This is a genomic window from bacterium, assembly GCA_035308905.1.
Classification (GTDB): Bacteria; Sysuimicrobiota; Sysuimicrobiia; order Sysuimicrobiales; family Segetimicrobiaceae; genus DASSJF01.
Genome location: DATGFS010000045.1, coordinates 31571 through 47826, shown reverse-complemented (window position 1 = coordinate 47826; position 16256 = coordinate 31571). Strand labels below are relative to the sequence as shown.

The window sequence follows — 16256 nt, the reverse complement described above, 5'->3', positions numbered from 1 at the left end:
GAGCCGGGAGTCGTCTACGTGCGGCTGTTCGAGTTCAGCAAGGGCGCGGCGCGCGACATGCGGGCTCAGCTGCTCGGGCTCGCCGAGCAGGGCCAGATCCGTTCGGTCATCCTCGACCTGCGGGGCAACCCCGGCGGGCTGATCAGCGAGGCCGACGGCGTGGCGGGCCTCTTCCTCACGAACGGCTCCCCAATCGCCCGCGTGGTGGACCGGGAGTCGTCCAGCCTGCTGCGGACGATGGGCCCCTCACCGTTCGCCCAGGTGCCGCTGGTCGTACTGACGAACGCCGGCAGCGCGTCCGGATCGGAGATCGTGACCGGCGCCTTCAAGGACCTCCATCGGGCGCAGATCATCGGCGAGAAGACGGCCGGCGCCCTCGGCGGAGCAATCGACGTCGCCCTTCCGGAGGGCGGCATGTCCGTGACGGTGGAGCGCATCACGACTCCCGGCGGGCACGTCGTCGAAGCGGTGGGGATCTCGCCGGATGTCGCGGTACCGCTCGGCGAGGCGGACATGGAGCAAGGCGTCGACCCGCAGCTGCAGGCGGCGATCCGAGCGGCGGGAGCCGTCGGCTTCCAAACACCGTAACAGCCGCGGACCCGTATCGACGTAAAGCGCGGCTGGCGGGTTTCGCCGGCCGCGCTTCTATTTTTGGTGGTGCTCCCCGACCCGCGTGTCCCCGGGACGGACCCTACCCGGCGGCGAACGCCACGAGCGCGGCCGGCATCACCCTCGCTCCAGGGCGGCCCGCGCGGGCAGCCCGGCGATTTCGTCCGCGGCGGCTCCGTCCGCCCTGGTGGACTGATCGGGCCCAGGCGCCGTTGATTCCGGCGCCATAGACTCCGGCGCCGCCGGATCGAGGAGGGCGCCCCGGTCGAGCAGCTCGAGGAACTTGCGGACGACCGCGGGATCGAACTGCGTGCCGGCCTGGTCCCGGACGTACGCCCGGACCAGCTCGACGCTCCAGGCCGGCCGGTACGGCCGATCGGACCGCAAAGCGTCCCACACGTCCACGACCGCAAAGATCCTGGCGGCAAGGGGAATCTGGCTGCCGGACAGACCCTGCGGGTATCCGGTCCCGTCCCACCATTCGTGGTGGCAGTACGGGATGTCGAGCGCCCGGCGCAGGTAGGCGATGGGCTCGAGCAGCTGGCGCGCGTACGCGGGGTGGTGCCGCATCGTCTTCCACTCCGCCTCGGTGAGCGGGCCGGGCTTGAGTAAGATGGCGTCGGGGACGCCCATCTTCCCGATGTCGTGCAGGAGCGCGCCGCGGCGGATGTGGACCAGGTCCGCCTTCGGGACGTCCATCGCCCGCGCGAGCGTGATGGTCAACTGGGCCACGCGCCCGGAGTGTCCCTCCGTCTCCCGGTCCCGGAGGTCGAGCGCGCGCGACCATCCGGCGAGCGTGTCGTCGTAGGACATCCGGAGACTGGCGTTCGCCCTGTGCAGGTCGTCGAACAGCGACACGTTGTCGATGGCGATCGCCGCCTGCCCCGCCAGGGCCTCGAAGAACGCGTGCCACTCCTGCGTCGGCGCCATCGGCGACCGGCGGTAGACTTCCAACACTCCCTTGACAACGCCCTTGGCCACGAGGGGCACGGCGTAATAGGAGACGAAGCTTTCGCCCGTCACGTGGCGGCCGCAGACCGACTCCGCGGCGCCGTTCAAATTGCCGAGGCTGACGGGCCGGCCGCTCAACGCCACCTGACCGGCATATCCATCGCCGAGCCGCTGCCGGACGCGCCGCACGGCGTCGCCTCGGAATCCGCGGGAGGCGGGGCAGCTGAGCGTCTGCGTCTCCGGATCGAGCAGCAGGACGTCGACCGCGTCGACCTGGAGCTCGGCCGCGGCCTTGTCGAGCAGCACCTGAAGGATGACCCGCAGGTCGAGGCTGCTGCGCACCGCGCGGTCGATGTCATTGAGCGCCCCGAGCTCGCGCAGCCGCCGCTCGGCGTCGTCGAACAGGCGCGCGTTCTGGAGGGCCGCGGCGGCCTGATGCGCGTACGCGGTCAAGAACTCCACGCGCTCGGTGGTAAACGCCTCCACCTGATCGCTGTAGAGGACAAGGAATCCGAAGGGCTTCGCGCGGCTGATCAGCGGGACAAACGCCGCGCTGCGCATCCCCGCCACGAGGGCCGCGCTCTCCCACGCCGGGTGGTCCCGGTCCCCGGCGAGCTGACGAATGACCGGTGACTCCGCTTCGCGGAGGGCGCGGCATGTCTCGGGGTCGATCTGCCGGAAGTCGAGCACGCGGCCGTCCGCGGTCTGGACACCCTCCGAATCGGACGGGTAGTGCGCGGCCATGACCGGGGTATCCTCGTCCGTGAGATAGGCGAGCGATGCCATCCGGAGGCCGAACGACTCGACGCAGGTCCGGACCACGTCGACGGCCAGCCGGTCCGGGTCGAGGCTGCCGGCCAGCCGCTCGGCGCCGCCGTACAGCGCGGTCAGCGTCTCGACGCGGCGCGCCAGGCTCTCGGCCAGTTCCGCGCGCCGGATCGCGATTCCACTGATCTCCGCGATCCCCTGGAGCTGCTGCAGCTCCACCTCGGTGAAGGGCACCGCGCCCGACTCCCGCAGGCGGGCCGCCAATATCGTTCCGATCGTCGCGTCTTCCGTGCGGACCGGGACGACGGCAACCGCTCCGAACGCGCCCAGCGGGGATCGATTCCACCACGCCGGCACCGCCGCCGTCAGGAGATCGAGGACGCGGCTCCTGCCCGTCTCGATCACCGGCTCGGAGAGACTTCCGGCCAGGGGAAAGACCGGGTCTGTGCCTCCAAGGAGAGTGCCGGAGGAGTGTGCCCGCGTGAACTGCCGGCGTTCGGCGTCCAGCAGGTTGAGAGAGACGAATCCCGCGCCCACCACCGCTTTCACATGTTCGACGACGATCGTGTACATGTCGCGCGAGGTGCGGGCGCTTCGCAGACCGACGCTGAGCTCGTGGAAGGCCTCTCGCTCGGCCGCGCGCCGCGCCTGCTCCTCGGCGGCCTGCCGCTGCCGGGTGACGTCCTCCATAAAGCCTTCGAAGTAGAGCACGCCGCCGCGGCCGTCGCGCATCGCCCGCGCGCGGTCGCGCACCCAGATGACCGATCCGTCGGGACGGCGCAGCCGGTATTCAATGCTATCGACGACGTTGTCCCGCTCCATCGTCGACCGGAATCGGCGGCGATCCTCTGGGTCGGCGTAGAGGTCGCCGGCGCTCAGGCCGGCGGCAGTCTCCATATCCGGATAGCCCATGATCTCGAGCCCGGCCGGGTTGACCTGTAGGAAGCGACCGTCTGCCGTGGTACGGTACAGTCCGACGGGCACCCGGTCGACGAGGCTCCGGTAGCTTTCTTCGCTCGCGCGCAGCGCCGCCTCAGCCCGGAGCCTGGCGGAAATGTCGAGCACGGTGACGATCACCGCCGGCTGCCCTTGGTACGCGATCCTGCGGCCGAACACCTCCGCGTACACGATGGACCCATCCTTGCGAAGAAAGCGCAACGTGTAGTGGATAGGGTCGTGATCGTCCGCGAACCGCAGGCGCAGTCTTTCGGCCGCGAGCGCTCGGTCCTCAGGATGCACCAAGTCCCGGTGCGGACCCGGCCGGCCGACGAGTTCCTCGGGCGTGTACCCGAGGATCTTCGCTATGGCGTCGTTCGCGTAGAGGACCTTCTCCGCGTTCAAGACGGCGACGCCGGCGAGCGACTGCTCGACGAGGGCGCGATAGCGGGCCTGCGCGTCGTGAAGGGCGGTGGTGCGCCGCTCCAGCGCGGACGCCATCTCATCGAACGTGTCGAGCACCTGGCGCAGCTCGCCCGCCGGCGCGGCCGACCCGGCGCGGGCCCTGAGATCGCCCGCGGCGAGCCGCTTGGCCGCCCGGGTGAGCGCGTCGAGCGGCCGCTGCACCTGAAGCGCCGCGCCGCCGAGCGCCACCAGGGCGGTCAGGAGACCAAGCACGAGCACCAACGTCAAGTTCCTCAGAAACGCACGCTGAGCCGGCGCGACCACGGCCGACACGGGGATGCCCACGCTGAGATACGTGTCCTCATACTGCGGCTGAGCGGTCAGACGGACGATCCCGTAGACGCGCCAGACGCCGTCGAGGCCTATCCGCTGCGTCATCGCCAGACCGTCCTTGCCGACGGACGCGATGACGTCCGCGTAGGGCATGGTGCGCCCGATGAGGCCGGCGACATTCGGATAGCGGACCAGCGCTCGCCCGCGAGCGTCGGAGATGTTGATCGTCGAGCCGGCCGGCAGGTCCATCGTACCGGCCAATCGCCTGAGCCATCTCAGGTCGACGGCCGCGTAAATCACGTGGTGCACGGCACCCGTCGCATCAACCACGGGCAGGGCAAAGTTCTGGGTCGGCGTGCCGACGACGCGGCCGATCTGGTAGCCGCCGATCGAAAAGGCCTGTGTGGCAAGGGCCAACTGGAAGTACTCGCGGTCCGCGATATTCACGGGCCGTGAGAGCGGCCGCGCGCTGCACACGACCGTCCCGTCAGTGCCGGCGACACCGAAGTTGGCATAGACCGAATTCAGCCCCAACGCCTTTGACAGGAGCTGCCGGCAGGCGGGCCAATCCATGTGCTGAATTGCGGGCGCGACGGCGAGCGCGGCGAGAATCGAATCGGTCGCGTGGATCAGTTGTTGGTTGGCTGCCGATGCGAGGCGCGCGGTGCGCTGGGTGTCCTGCCCGATCTCCCCGATCGCCGCGCGGCGCGCCTCGAACGCGTCGTACATCGTCAGTCCGGAGGTCAGCGCGACCGAGCACACGATGATCAGCGCAAGACGGACGGAGACCCGGTGCCACAGGCGCGTTCGCGGAACCGCGCGCGGGCGCCGTTCGATGCGATTCGGGCCGCGAGTCTCCGCGGTAACAAGTGGAACCGTGCTCGACACCGACTTCCCCCCGGCCGGATCGAGAGCGACCGCTACCGTCAAGTCTTGAACTGGACCAATAAGGTCCAGTACATGCCACCTTGACATGTTCGTCGAACATTGTCGATACATGCTTGGTCTTACGTCGCCCGGATAGGCACCCGATCTCCCAGGAGCCGCACAGGCGTTCGAAGAAATCTGGGCAGAAATTTGACCCGAGGACGGAACGGAATGGCCGACGTTGAGAGGTTTACGGACGAAGACCTGCACTTTGTCGCCGAAACGGCGGGCGCCGCGGAGCCGGGACGATCATCCGATGCGCCGGCGCGTCTCCGGGAGCGGCGCGACCTCCTCGACGTGATGCTCGAGGACGATCGCCTGGTCAACCGCCTTCTCGGAGACGAGCAGGCGCTGCTGCGCGTGTCGCCGCGGCTGGTGTTCAGCGTCCTGCTCCGCCGGGTCGCGCGCGATCTTCATCAGAAGCCGTACACGCTCGAACGCCGCGCGGACGAGACGGTCGCGGTGTTCGACGCGACCCAGGTCCGCCGGTTCATCGCGGAGCCCGGGATCTGGGGATATCTCGTGTCGCTGCTGACGTCATTCGTCCGGAACGAGTCGGTCACGGTCCTCGTCCGGCGGCGCGACCACTACGTGCGACGGCGGTTCAACACGTCGAGCCTGGAGGACATGATCGCCCTCTCCGGGCTCGCCGGCGGCCACGCCGCCCCGGCGGATGACGCCGCACCCTGGATCTTCCGGCGCATCGGCGACATCGCCTTGTTCGAGAGCGGGATTTTCTCGCGGTCGCTCGGCCGGGCGGTGCGTGCCGGCCGCGAGCGCGCGGTGCCGCCGACGCTCGCCTCCTACGAAGCGCAGGGCCGCCGGTTCTACCGTCTCGCCGCCTCCCGTACCCGTGGACTGGCGGCGGACGGCGGGCAAAGCCGCGTGCTGGACGCGCTGGCCGAAGAGTTTCCCGCAGCGCGCAAATCGCTCGAGCTGCTCGCGGACCGCTATCTGCGCTGGAGCGCCGCGCACTGGTTTCCGGGCTTCGAAGGGTGAGACCCCGCGACCAGGACCCGCGCGGCCAGGGCCCGCGCGATCAGGACCCCGGAGGCTCAGCCGTTGGGACGTAGCCGCGCTCTTTGTCCACCACGTTAAGGAGCGGCTCTCCGGCGCGCCACCGCCGGAAGTTTTCCACGAACAGCCCGGAGACGGCCGCGGGCCAGCCCACAAAATCGCCCGACATGTGCGGCGAGACGATCACCCCCGGCAGGTCCCAGAAGGGATGATCGGCGGGAAGAGGTTCGTCGGCAAAGACGTCGAGCGCCGCGCCGGCGATCCGGCGCGACCGGAGCGCGTCTAGGAGCGCGGCCTCGTCCAGGACGGCGCCGCGTCCCACGTTGATCAGGCGCGCGGTGGGCTTCATGCGCGCGAGGGCGTCGGCACCGAAGAGGCCGCGGGTCTCCGGGGTCAGCGGCAAAGACAAGACGACATAATCGGCGTCGGGCAGCACCGCGTGAAGGCCGGCGATGCCCACGACGCGCTCGAAGGCGGCATCCGGTGGGGCGGCGCCGGGCCGGCCCGGCGATTGCGCTACGGCCAAGGCCGGGCGCGGCCGCCGCGCGACCCCGAGCACGCGCATGCCCGCGCCACGCAGGATCCGGCCGATCTCGCTTCCGATGCGCCCGGCTCCCACGACCAGCACCGTGCGGCCCTCCAGGCCTCCGGTTTCCCGGTGCCGCCACTCGCGGCGGCGCTGCAGCTCGAGCGTGCGGGGAAGGTCTTTCGCGAACGCCAGGATCAGCCCGAGCACGTACTCCGCCATGGCCCGGTCGAAAACGCCGCCCGAGTTGGTGAGGACGACGGAGCTGCGCACGAGTTCGGGAAAGAGGAGCGGATCGACGCCGGCGCCGCCGTGGTGGATCCAGCGGAGGTCGCGTGCGTGCGCCCACGCGTCCCGAAGCATCCCGGAACGGAAGTCGGCCACAAAGAGCGCCTGCGCGCCCTCAAGCGCTGAGCGGAATTCGTCCGGGGAGGCAGCGTACCGGATCTCCGCGGCCTCCGCCACCGGCTCGAGGCCGCCCGGACGATTCGTGCCGTACAGGACGACGACCGCGGGGAGGGCGCGTGGATCGGGGCCGGCAGCCCCGCTGCCGGCCCGCGGCTTACTCGTCAGGGCTTCTCGTTCCCGATGTAGATGTAGGGCGGCATATCGGCCTTCGACGGACGCGACCAGGACACGAAGCCGTACTTGTTGGTCTTGTTGATCAGCCCCTTCACCCACGGCTTCCACAACTGGGTGACGGTGGGATGCCACAGGAACACCGCGCCGGGATCCCGCACCAGGATGTCTTCGGCCCGCCGGTACATCGCGCAGCGCTGCGCGTCGCCCATCGTGGAGTTGGCGGCGACGACCGCCTTGTCGTAGTCGGCGTTCGACCACGGATGCCGGCCGCCGCTCTTGTAGATGTTCATGAAGTTGCTGGCGTCGGCGTAGTCGTACTCCCACGGGACCACCACGAGCGGGAGATCGTACTTGTTGAGCCGGTCCATGAAGAGCTTGCGCTCGAGATTCTGGACGCCGACGTCGACGCCGAGATTCTGCTTGAGCATCGCCTGGATTGCCTCGCCCGCGGCCTGGATCGTGGGGGACGCGGCGCGGAGGTCCAGATCGTACTTCGGGAAGCCGTGGCCGTCGGGGTAGCCGGCCTCCGCCAGCAGCTTCTTCGCCTCGGCCGGATTGTAGGGCTGCGCACCCTTGAGGCGCGCCGGCTGCGCGCAGTGGAAGCCCGGCGGCAGCATGCCGTACGCCGGCACCGCCATGCCGCGCAGGACCGACTTGATGATCGCGTCACGGTCGACGGCCATCGCAAACGCCTTCCGCACCCGGGGGTCCTTGAACGCGGTCTGGTCGCCGCCGAAGGCGATCCACCACGTCTGGAAGTACGGCCAGATGTGCGCCTCCCGCCGCAGGCGCGGGTCGCTTTGAATCCGCGCGAGATCGGACGGGCCGAGCGGCCCCTCGTAGATCCACGGGATCGCGTCGACTTCGTTCGACAGGTACGCGGGGAAGAACGACTGGTCTTGCCCGACCTTGTAGACGATCCGCTCGAGGTACGGCTTGCGGATGCCGGCGTACGCGGGATTCGCCACGAAGACGAGCTGCTTGTCGCGCTCCCACGAGGCCAGCTTGAACGGCCCGGACGAGACCGCCGTGTCGGCGGACTGCGACCACGGATCGCCGGTCTTGGCGACGACGTGCGCGGGCACGACGTAGAGATCGCTGAGCAGCATGAGGAGATACGGCGTCGGCTCGGCCGTGCTGATCGCGAGCGTGGTCGGATTGACGGCGACCGCGCCGATGTCCTCGAGCTTGGCCTTCCCTTCGTTGGCCTCCTTGAAATTCTTGATCGCCGAGAAGTACCAGGCGACGTCGAAGCCGGTCTCCGGGTTCGCCATGCGGCGGATCGTGTAGACGAAATCGGACGCCGAGAGCGGCGTGCCGTCCGACCAGCGCAGTCCCGGCCGCAGCGAGAACGTCCAGGTGCGGCCGTCCTGGGAGACGGCCCACCGGGCGGCGGCGAGCGGCTTGATGTCCGAGTTGTAGTCCTGCATCACCAGGGGATCGCTCATGAGGCCGGGCATCCACTGGCCCTTCTGCACGGTCTTGCTCCAGTCGAGGTACGTGCCCTCGCGGCCGATCAGCGTGAGCACCTGCTTGGACGGCGGGGCGGCGTCGGACGGCAGCGCCACGCCCACCGAGTTCACGGTGGCGGCGCCGACCGCCGGCCCGTACCCGGGGCCGAACACGACGAGGGCAACAAGGAGACCGGCGACCCACACCCGGCTCCGGGGCATACGCATGCGATGCATCACTGCTCGCCTCCCCCTCTGTGTCGTTCTGCCGGCGGGTGCACCGGCGGCGCATCCCGCGGTCCTAGTGCTTCAACGCGCGGGGGTCCAACACATCGCGGACACCGTCCCCCAGCAGGGTGAAGCCGGCCATCGTGACGGCGATCATGACCGACGGAAAGAGCGCGAGGTGCCAGTAATAGCGGATGTTGGTCACACCTTCGCCCACCATCTGCCCCCAGCTCGGCGTCGGCGCCCGCACGCCGAGCCCGAGGAAGCTGAGCGCGGCCTCGGTAAAAATCGCCTGCGGAATGCCGAGCGTGACCGCGACGACGATCGGCGCGAGGATGTTCGGCAGGACGTGGCGCGTGACGACCGACACCTCGCCGGCCCCCAGCGCCCGTGCCGCCTCCACGTACTCGCGCTCGCGCTCCCGAAGGCACTGCGCCCGCGTGAGCCGGCAGATCGGGATCCACGCATGGACACTGATCGCGAGCAGGATGTTGCCGAGGCCCGGACCGAGCACGACCATGATCAGGAGCGCAAACAGCAGCTGCGGAAACGCGGTCAGCGTGTCGACGGCCCGCATGATGAGAAAGTCCGTCCGGCCGCCGAGCACGCCGGCGGCGAGGCCGAGCGGCAGGCCGACCGCGAGCGCGATCGCCTGCGCCGTGAACCCCACGATCAACGACACGCGAGCGCCGTAGACGATCCGGGTGTAAAAGTCGCGGCCGATCGCATCCGTTCCGAGCCAGTGGGCCGCGGACGGGAACTGGTACGCCTCGCCGAAGCTGGCGCGATCGTAGGGCACCGGCGTGATCCAGGGCGCGGCGAGCGCGAGAAAGATCAGGAAGGCGACGACCGCCGCCCCGGCCACCGCCATCGGGTTGCGCCGCAGGCGGCGCATCCAGCCACGACGGCCCGCCCCCCGCGCGGGCGGGCGGCCGAGGTCCACCGGCAAGGGCCCGCCGACGCCGGGAACAGTGGCGCTCATCAAGTGTACCGGATCCGCGGATCGGCGAGGAGATAGAACAGGTCGCTGACTAGGTACATCACGCTGACCAGCAGCGCGGCGAGCAGCGCGAGTCCCATGATCATGGGATAGTCGCGGTCGTAAACGCTGGTGACGAAGTAGCGGCCGAGGCCCGGCACGCGGTAGATGCCCTCGACGAAGATCGAACCGGTCAGCAGGTCGGGAAAGAGCGGCCCGATGACGGTGAGCAGCGGCACCAGCGCGTTTCTGAGCACGTGCCGGAAGACGACGCGACGGGTGGCCAGGCCCTTCGCGCGGGCGGTGCGGACGTGGTCGGCTCCGAGCACTTCGAGGACGCTGACGCGGGTGTAGCGTGCGACGAGCCCGAGCGGGGCGAGGCAGTAGGTCAGGGTCGGGAGGATCCACTGGCGCGGGGCGTCCCATCCGCCGGCCGGCAGCCACCCCAGCATCGTGCTGAAGATCAGAATCAGCAGGCTGCCCAGCACGAAATGCGGGACGACGAGGCCGAAGACCGCGACACCGGTCGTCAGATAGTCGACCGGGGTGTTCTGCCGCAGGGCGGCCGTCACCCCGAGCGAGAGGCCGCCGGCGAGCGCGATGGCCAGGGCCATCCCGCCCAGGTGCATGGTCACCGGCCAGACCCGGCCCAGCAGATGGACGACGGACTCGCCGGGGCTCTGATACGAGACGCCAAAGTTGAGATGCGCGACGTTCCAGACGAAGCGCACGTACTGCTCCGAGAGCGGGCGGTCGAGGCCGTAGCTGCGAAGAATGTTGGCCTTGCTCGCCGGCGGGAGCGGCATCTTGTCCTCGTCGAACGGGCCGCCGGGAATCGCGTGCATCACGATAAACACGAACAGCGAAATGATGAGCAGCGTGCCGAGAATGGCCGCGGTGCGGGCGGCGAGGTACCGGCCCATGCCCTACTCGGCCCGGCGCGCCCGGCCGGCCGCCAGCTCGCTCAACACCGTGAGCGGGGGCCGCAGCGCCGCGGCCACGGCCTGGGCATCGCGGGTGGTGCGTTCGATGCGCTCGTACGCGGCCGCGGCTTCGCGCGCCAGCGCCGCCTCGTCGAGGTGCAGCGGCCGTCCGTTCCGGGCGAGGAGCCGCCCTCCGACGTAGACGCGCTCCAGTCCGCCGCCGAAGCCCGCGCCCGCGTAGGCCAGCTGATCGAGCCAGTCCGGTCCAGCGTAGCAGCCCGCGGCGGCCGGGTTGACGACGAGAAAGTCCGCGCCGAGCCGGGGCTCCAGACGCCCGGCGACGTCGCCGAAGCCGAGGGCCGAGGCGGCGCTCTCCACCGCGCTGCACCAGGCATCGGCGGGCCGCACCCAGCGCGCCGAAGGCTCCTCGGGCCGCCGCAGCGTCACCCCGACGCGCACCGCCGCGAGCCAGTCCTGCGATCCGCCGCAGTTGAACGCGTCCGTGCCGAAGGCCACCCGCACCGACGCGTCGAGCGCCGCCCGCAGGTCGAAGTACCCGGCGCCGGTCGCGAGGTTGCTCAGGGGATTGTGCACGACGGCCGCCCCCGACGCCGCGATGCGCGCGCGGTCGGCGGCGCCGAGATGAACGCAGTGCGCGAGCGTGGTGCGGGGGCCAAGGAGCCCGGCCGACTCGAGGACGGCGAGCGGATCTCCGCCGCGCCGCTGCACCCGCGACTCGAGCAGGTGGGTGTGGACGGCGAGCCCGTGCTCCCGGGCCAGCGCCGAGAGGCCGTTGAGGAGCTCGGGCGTGCAGCGCTCGGCGGTCGACGGCCCCGCCAGCGTCCGGACGGAGTTCCGGCCGGCGGTCCGGTGAACGAGCGACCGCATCATGCCGAGCAGGCCGGCGGCGGTGCGCGGCGCCCACCGGTCGGCCGCCGCGATGACCGCGTGCAGCGCCGGATCGAGCGCGGGCAGCGAGTCCGCGATCGTCCGGTCGCCGATCTGCGGCGCGAGGGCCACGCGCAGGCCGGACCGCTCGTAGGCGTCGACCGCGGCCTCGACGTGATCCGGGGCGAGCCGGGCGTGGTCGAGCAGCAGCGTGACGCCGTTTCTCAGTGCATCGGCGGCGTGCAGGCGGGCCGCGAGCGCGCTGTCGGCCGGGGTCATTCCGCCCGCGTACGCCATCGCCCGCGGCAGCCACGGCTCGAGCGTGTCGTCGTTGAGGCAGTGGCGGCAGACCTGGCCGTACGAGTGCGAGTGCGCGTTCACGAGGCCCGGCAGCACGAGACGGCCGGAGACGTCGAGCACTTCCCTCGCGGCGCCCGGCCTCCCGCCTCCAGACGCCGCGGTGCCGGCCGGGATGCGCCCGTGCGGCTCGAGGGCGATGATGCGCCCGCCGTCGACGAGCATATCCAGCGCCTTGAACGACGCACGCAGTTCGCCGGCTCCGCGCGCGAGCACGGAGCCGGCGGCGACGAGGAGGTCCGCGGTCACCGGGGCCGCGGTCGCCGGGGCCGCGGCCGGGGGGCTCCGCGACCCCGGGTGCGCGCCGGGGTCACGAGACGGCGACCGCGCCCTTGAGTTTGGGCATCACGTCGGCGACGCAGCGCTCGAGCTGTCCGCGCTGGTCCGGCGAGGTAAACCGCATCACCACGGTGTTGCAGCCGGCGTCGACGAACGCCATGACCTTGTCCACGACGGCCGCCGGAGAGCCGAAGGCCAGCCAGGAGTCGAGCTTCTCCGGGCTGATCCTGCCGGCGCCGTAGTAGTGATCGAGGAACTCGACCGCCTCCCGCTTCGCTTTCGCCACGTCGTCGTTGATGTTGACCATCAGGTGGAGGCTGTTGTGGGTCACCTCGTCCGCCCGGCCGTACTCGGCCGCGTACTCTTGCATCTGGCGCCAGCGCGCCCGGAATACCGCCGGCGGCGTGCCGTCGGTCTGCCATCCGTCCGCGAGGCGCGCGACGCGGCGCATCGCGCGCTCGGTCACAGCGGGATCGGGGCTGTTGGGGTTGACCGCGAGGACGATCGGGATCCGGCGCTCCGGCCGCGGGAGCAGATCGACGTGGTCGAAATGGTAGTACTTCCCGTGGTGCGTAACCGGGCCGGACCAAAACGCGCGCAGGAGCGCGATCCCCTCCTCGAGCCGGCCGATGCGCTCCTTGGAGGCGACGCCCATCGCGGCGAGCTCGGCCGCGAACTGCGGCCCCATCCTGTCGCTGCCGCCGGCGCAGACGGCCAGGATCGTGCGGCCGCCGGAGGCGAGGTCGAGGCTCGCCCACTGCAGTGCCAGCACCAGCGGATGGCGCAGCGGAAAGCTCGCAAGGCAGATCGTCCCGAGCTTGATCCGGGTCGTGCGCCCCGCGATCGCCGCGAGGGTGACGATCGACTCGAGGCGGGGCTTCGAGGTGAAGTTGTCGCCGACCCACACCGAGTCGAAGACGCCGGAGGCTTCGGCCTGATCGGCGGTCTCAAAGAGCACCCGCGGGTCGAGGCCGAAGAGCACGGCCCGGTTGGGGAGACTGAGTCCAAACTCAACGTGCTGTCGCGGCATTCATCGGCTCCCTGGTTCGACGTGATCGACTGGTTCGATTTGATCGAGAAGAGGAAACGCCGGCGGACACATCTGCTCCGCCGTCCGGCCGCTGCCCTCCCACTCCGGCACGTCCGCCCAGAGACGCTCGCCCATGCGCTGCACGTCCCCGGAAAGCCGCGCCTCGTCGACGCCGGCGACGGCGCCCGACTCCACGACGCGCCGGCCGTCCACCCAGACGTGTGCCGCGGGGCCGCCCGCGGCATAGTGGATGAGGCTGCGCACCGGATCGAGCACCGGCCCGACGCGCACCTGGTCCAGGCGGTAGGCCGCGATGTCGGCGCGCGCGCCCGGCGCAAGCCGCCCCAGGTCGTCACGCCCGAGGGCCGCGGCGGCGCCCAAGGTCGCGGCGTTGATCACGTCCGCAGGCTGCCCCGCCGTGAAGTCGCCCTCTACGAGCTTGCACACGTACGAGGCCCACCGCATCTCGTCGACGATGTCGCGCGGGCAGGTGTCGGTGCCGATCGCGACGTTGACGCCGGCGCGCCGGTAGCGGTCGAACGAGTGCAGCGCCCAGCCGCGCCGGGCCAGCGCGAGCGGGCAGTGCGCCACGTGCGCGCCGGATGCCGCGAGCAGATCCAGGTCGATCCGGCCGGGCGCCGGCGCCAGCGGGTGGTGGTCGAGGAAGATGGCGTGGCCGAGGATCGTCCGCGGCCCGAGCACCCCGCGGGCGTGGAGCCACCGGATCGGCGTGAGCTGCGTGCGCCGCACCATCTCGGTGAACTCGAACAGGCCCTGCGCGGCGTGGATCTGCACCCGGACGCCGAGGTCGTCGGCCGCGCGCATCGTCGCGGCGAGCAGCGCCTCGCCGCAGGTGTCGGCGGCGTGCGGGCAGAGCATCCCGGTGACGAGGCCGCCGCCGTCGCGTGCCGCCTCGGCGGCGAACTCGCAAGCCTCCCGCAGGCCGGCCTCGCCCCGCGCCTCGTCCCACCGGTACTCGATCCGGCCGGGTGTCTCTTCGACATAGACCGCCCCGGCGTAGCGCGGACCCGCGTACAGGCGCACGCCGATCTCGCGCGCGGCGGCGATCAACTCGCGTCCGCCCTGTCCGACGTTGACGACCGTGGTCGAGCCGTGCCGGACGCATTCGGCGAGGTACTGGCGGGCGCCGAGCGCCGGATCTTCGCGCTGCCCGATGTGGCGCCGTCCCGGCCGCGTCGTCTGCACGTTCATGTAGCCGGTGTTGAAGGCGTCCGCCCGCCCGCAGTCCAGGATCAGCCGACCGCCCGGCTCGGCCCCGCCGTGCGTGTGAATATTGACGAACCCCGGCAGGACGAGGCAGCGGCCCGTATCCACGACCGCGTCGAGCCGCCCGGGGTACCCGGCGCCGACGTACGTGATGGTGTTGCCCTCGAAGACGACGATGCCGTTCCGCAGCAGCCGGTGGCCCCGTCCGTCGAAGGCCAGGACGGCCTCGCCTTTGACCCCGGTCAGCATCGGCTCACAGGCCTCCGACGGGCCGGTCCGAGGCGCGCCACGAGAACACGCGCTCCAGCAGGACGACGGCCAGGTACAGCAGGACGCCCAACACCGAGATCAGGAACAGCGCGGAAAACAGGAAATCGGTCCGCAGGGTCTGCGTGGAGTACAGAATCACGTAGCCGAGCCCCGAGTTCGCGCCGACCCACTCGCCGATGATCGCGCCGATGACGGCGAGCGCGATCGAGATCTTGAGCCCGGCGAAGAAGTACGGCAGCGCGTTCGGAAACTGCAGCTTCGTGAACACCTGGACGCGGGACGCCGCCACCAACCGCAGCAGGTCGATCGCGTTCTCGTCCGTCGCCTTGAGGCCCTGGACCGTATTCACCACGGTCGGGAAGAAGCAGATCACCGCGGTGATGATCACCTTCGGCGCGATGCCGGACCCGAACCAGATGATGAACAGCGGCGCGATCGCGACTTTCGGAATGGTCTGCGAGGCGATCAGCAGCGGATAGAAGACCTTCTCGATGAGGCGCGAGTTCACAATGAGGAGCGCCATCACCACCGCGATCGCGTTGCCGATCACGAAGCCGAGGGCGATCTCGTAGGTCGTGGTCCACGTGTGCCGCATCATCAGCGGGAAATACCGCACCGTCGTCCGCAGAATGACGAGCGGACTCGGCAGGATGAAATCGCTGACGTGGCGCGCGTCGACGACGACCTGCCACGCGACCAGCAGCAGCAGGAAGAAGATCGCCGCGGGGACGTTGCCCGCGACCGCGGCCGCGCCCTCCCGCAGCGCGCTCCTCTCGCGAACCTCGCGCGCCGACGCCGTCATTCGCCTTCGAGCTCTTTCAGGAGGATCCGGGAGTAGTCGATGAAACCCGGCGACAGCCGCATCTCCTGAGTCCGGGGACGCGGCAGATCGATCGGATGCACGGCCCGGACCCGGCCCGGCCGCGGCGTGAAGGTGATCACGAGGTCGGAAAGCAGCACCGCTTCCGGAATGCTGTGCGTCACGAGGAGCACGGTCTTGCGCGTCCGCTCCCAGATGCGGAGCAGTTCGACACCCATCCGGTCGCGCGTGATCGCGTCGAGGGCCCCGAACGGCTCGTCCATCAGGAGGATGCGCGGCTCGAACGACAGCGCCCGCGCGATCGCGACTCGCTGCTGCATCCCTCCCGACAGTTCGTTCGGACGGTAGGCCTCGAAGCCGGCGAGCCCCACGAGCTCGAGAAACTGCCGGGCGCGCCCGCGGCGCTCCGCGCGGCCGAGGCCCTGAATTTCGAGCATCAACGCCACGTTGTCGAGCGACGTCCGCCACGGGAACAAGAGCGGCGTCTGAAACACGAAGCCGAAACTCTGCCGCTCCCGCGCCCGATGCGCGTCTTCCCCGAAGACCGACACGCGTCCGGTCGACGGCGGCAGCAGGTCGGCGACGATCTTGAGCAGCGTCGACTTGCCGCACCCGGAAGGGCCGATGATCGAGACGAACTGCCCTTCGCCGACCGTGAAGCCCACGTCGCGCAAGGCCTCGACGCGGCGCGCGCTGCCTTCCGAGCCGTAGGTCAGGCCGACACGCTCAACCTCGATCGCGCTCGCCATC

General features: G+C 70.4%; 12 protein-coding genes. 2 read left to right on the top strand and 10 right to left on the bottom strand.

Annotated features, from left to right (window positions below; genetic code table 11):
- Positions 1-588, top strand: a 588-nt coding sequence (locus tag VKT83_13935) for a S41 family peptidase (GenBank protein ID HLY23559.1), incomplete at its 5' end; no start/stop codon positions are given.
- 138 nt (positions 589-726) lie between these two features.
- Here VKT83_13935 and VKT83_13930 read toward each other — a convergent pair.
- The gene (locus tag VKT83_13930; protein HLY23558.1) at positions 727-4890 is read right to left on the bottom strand and encodes a PAS domain S-box protein; all 4164 of its coding nucleotides are present in this window, start codon (positions 4888-4890) and stop codon (positions 727-729) included.
- A 210-nt stretch (positions 4891-5100) separates the two neighbouring features.
- On the opposite strand from VKT83_13930, the gene VKT83_13925 reads away from it, so the two are divergent.
- On the top strand, positions 5101-5928 hold the full coding sequence (locus VKT83_13925; protein ID HLY23557.1) for a hypothetical protein: 828 nt from the start codon (positions 5101-5103) through the stop codon (positions 5926-5928).
- A 40-nt stretch (positions 5929-5968) separates the two neighbouring features.
- Here VKT83_13925 and VKT83_13920 read toward each other — a convergent pair whose 3' ends face one another.
- The 9 genes from VKT83_13920 to VKT83_13880 form a co-directional block, all read right to left on the bottom strand.
- Positions 5969-6973, bottom strand: a complete 1005-nt coding sequence (locus VKT83_13920) for a D-2-hydroxyacid dehydrogenase (protein ID HLY23556.1) — start codon at positions 6971-6973, stop codon at positions 5969-5971.
- Between the two features lie 68 nt (positions 6974-7041).
- Entirely contained in the window at positions 7042-8742 is a 1701-nt protein-coding gene (locus VKT83_13915) for a peptide ABC transporter substrate-binding protein (GenBank protein HLY23555.1), read from the bottom strand.
- 64 nt (positions 8743-8806) lie between these two features.
- On the bottom strand, positions 8807-9715 hold the full coding sequence (locus VKT83_13910) for an ABC transporter permease (GenBank protein ID HLY23554.1): 909 nt from the start codon (positions 9713-9715) through the stop codon (positions 8807-8809).
- Positions 9715-10635, bottom strand: a complete 921-nt coding sequence (locus tag VKT83_13905) for an ABC transporter permease (protein HLY23553.1) — start codon at positions 10633-10635, stop codon at positions 9715-9717. Before VKT83_13905 ends, VKT83_13910 begins: the two co-directional genes overlap by 1 nt.
- Before the next feature lie 3 nt (positions 10636-10638).
- On the bottom strand, positions 10639-12129 hold the full coding sequence (locus VKT83_13900) for an amidohydrolase family protein (protein ID HLY23552.1): 1491 nt from the start codon (positions 12127-12129) through the stop codon (positions 10639-10641).
- Positions 12130-12190: 61 nt separating this feature from the next.
- A complete protein-coding gene (locus VKT83_13895) occupies positions 12191-13189 on the bottom strand; it encodes an LLM class flavin-dependent oxidoreductase (protein ID HLY23551.1) in 999 nt (332 codons plus the stop codon).
- Positions 13190-14665: a chlorohydrolase family protein gene (locus tag VKT83_13890; protein ID HLY23550.1), complete on the bottom strand. Its 1476-nt coding sequence runs from the start codon at positions 14663-14665 to the stop codon at positions 13190-13192.
- 4 nt (positions 14666-14669) lie between these two features.
- Entirely contained in the window at positions 14670-15488 is an 819-nt protein-coding gene (locus VKT83_13885; protein ID HLY23549.1) for an ABC transporter permease, read from the bottom strand.
- Entirely contained in the window at positions 15485-16255 is a 771-nt protein-coding gene (locus VKT83_13880) for an ABC transporter ATP-binding protein (GenBank protein ID HLY23548.1), read from the bottom strand. Before VKT83_13880 ends, VKT83_13885 begins: the two co-directional genes overlap by 4 nt.
- Between the last annotated feature and the right edge of the window lies 1 nt (position 16256).

Excerpts from the sequence above, each read along its gene's own strand:
- VKT83_13925 (HLY23557.1), top strand. The coding sequence starts at position 5,101 with ATGGCCGACGTTGAGAGGTTTACGGACGAAGACCTGCACTTTGTCGCC.
- VKT83_13915 (HLY23555.1), bottom strand. The coding sequence starts at position 8,742 with ATGCATCGCATGCGTATGCCCCGGAGCCGGGTGTGGGTCGCCGGTCTC.
- VKT83_13910 (HLY23554.1), bottom strand. The coding sequence starts at position 9,715 with ATGAGCGCCACTGTTCCCGGCGTCGGCGGGCCCTTGCCGGTGGACCTC.
- VKT83_13905 (HLY23553.1), bottom strand. The coding sequence starts at position 10,635 with ATGGGCCGGTACCTCGCCGCCCGCACCGCGGCCATTCTCGGCACGCTG.
- VKT83_13895 (HLY23551.1), bottom strand. The coding sequence starts at position 13,189 with ATGCCGCGACAGCACGTTGAGTTTGGACTCAGTCTCCCCAACCGGGCC.
- VKT83_13890 (HLY23550.1), bottom strand. The coding sequence starts at position 14,665 with ATGCTGACCGGGGTCAAAGGCGAGGCCGTCCTGGCCTTCGACGGACGG.
- VKT83_13885 (HLY23549.1), bottom strand. The coding sequence starts at position 15,488 with ATGACGGCGTCGGCGCGCGAGGTTCGCGAGAGGAGCGCGCTGCGGGAG.
- VKT83_13880 (HLY23548.1), bottom strand. The coding sequence starts at position 16,255 with ATGGCGAGCGCGATCGAGGTTGAGCGTGTCGGCCTGACCTACGGCTCG.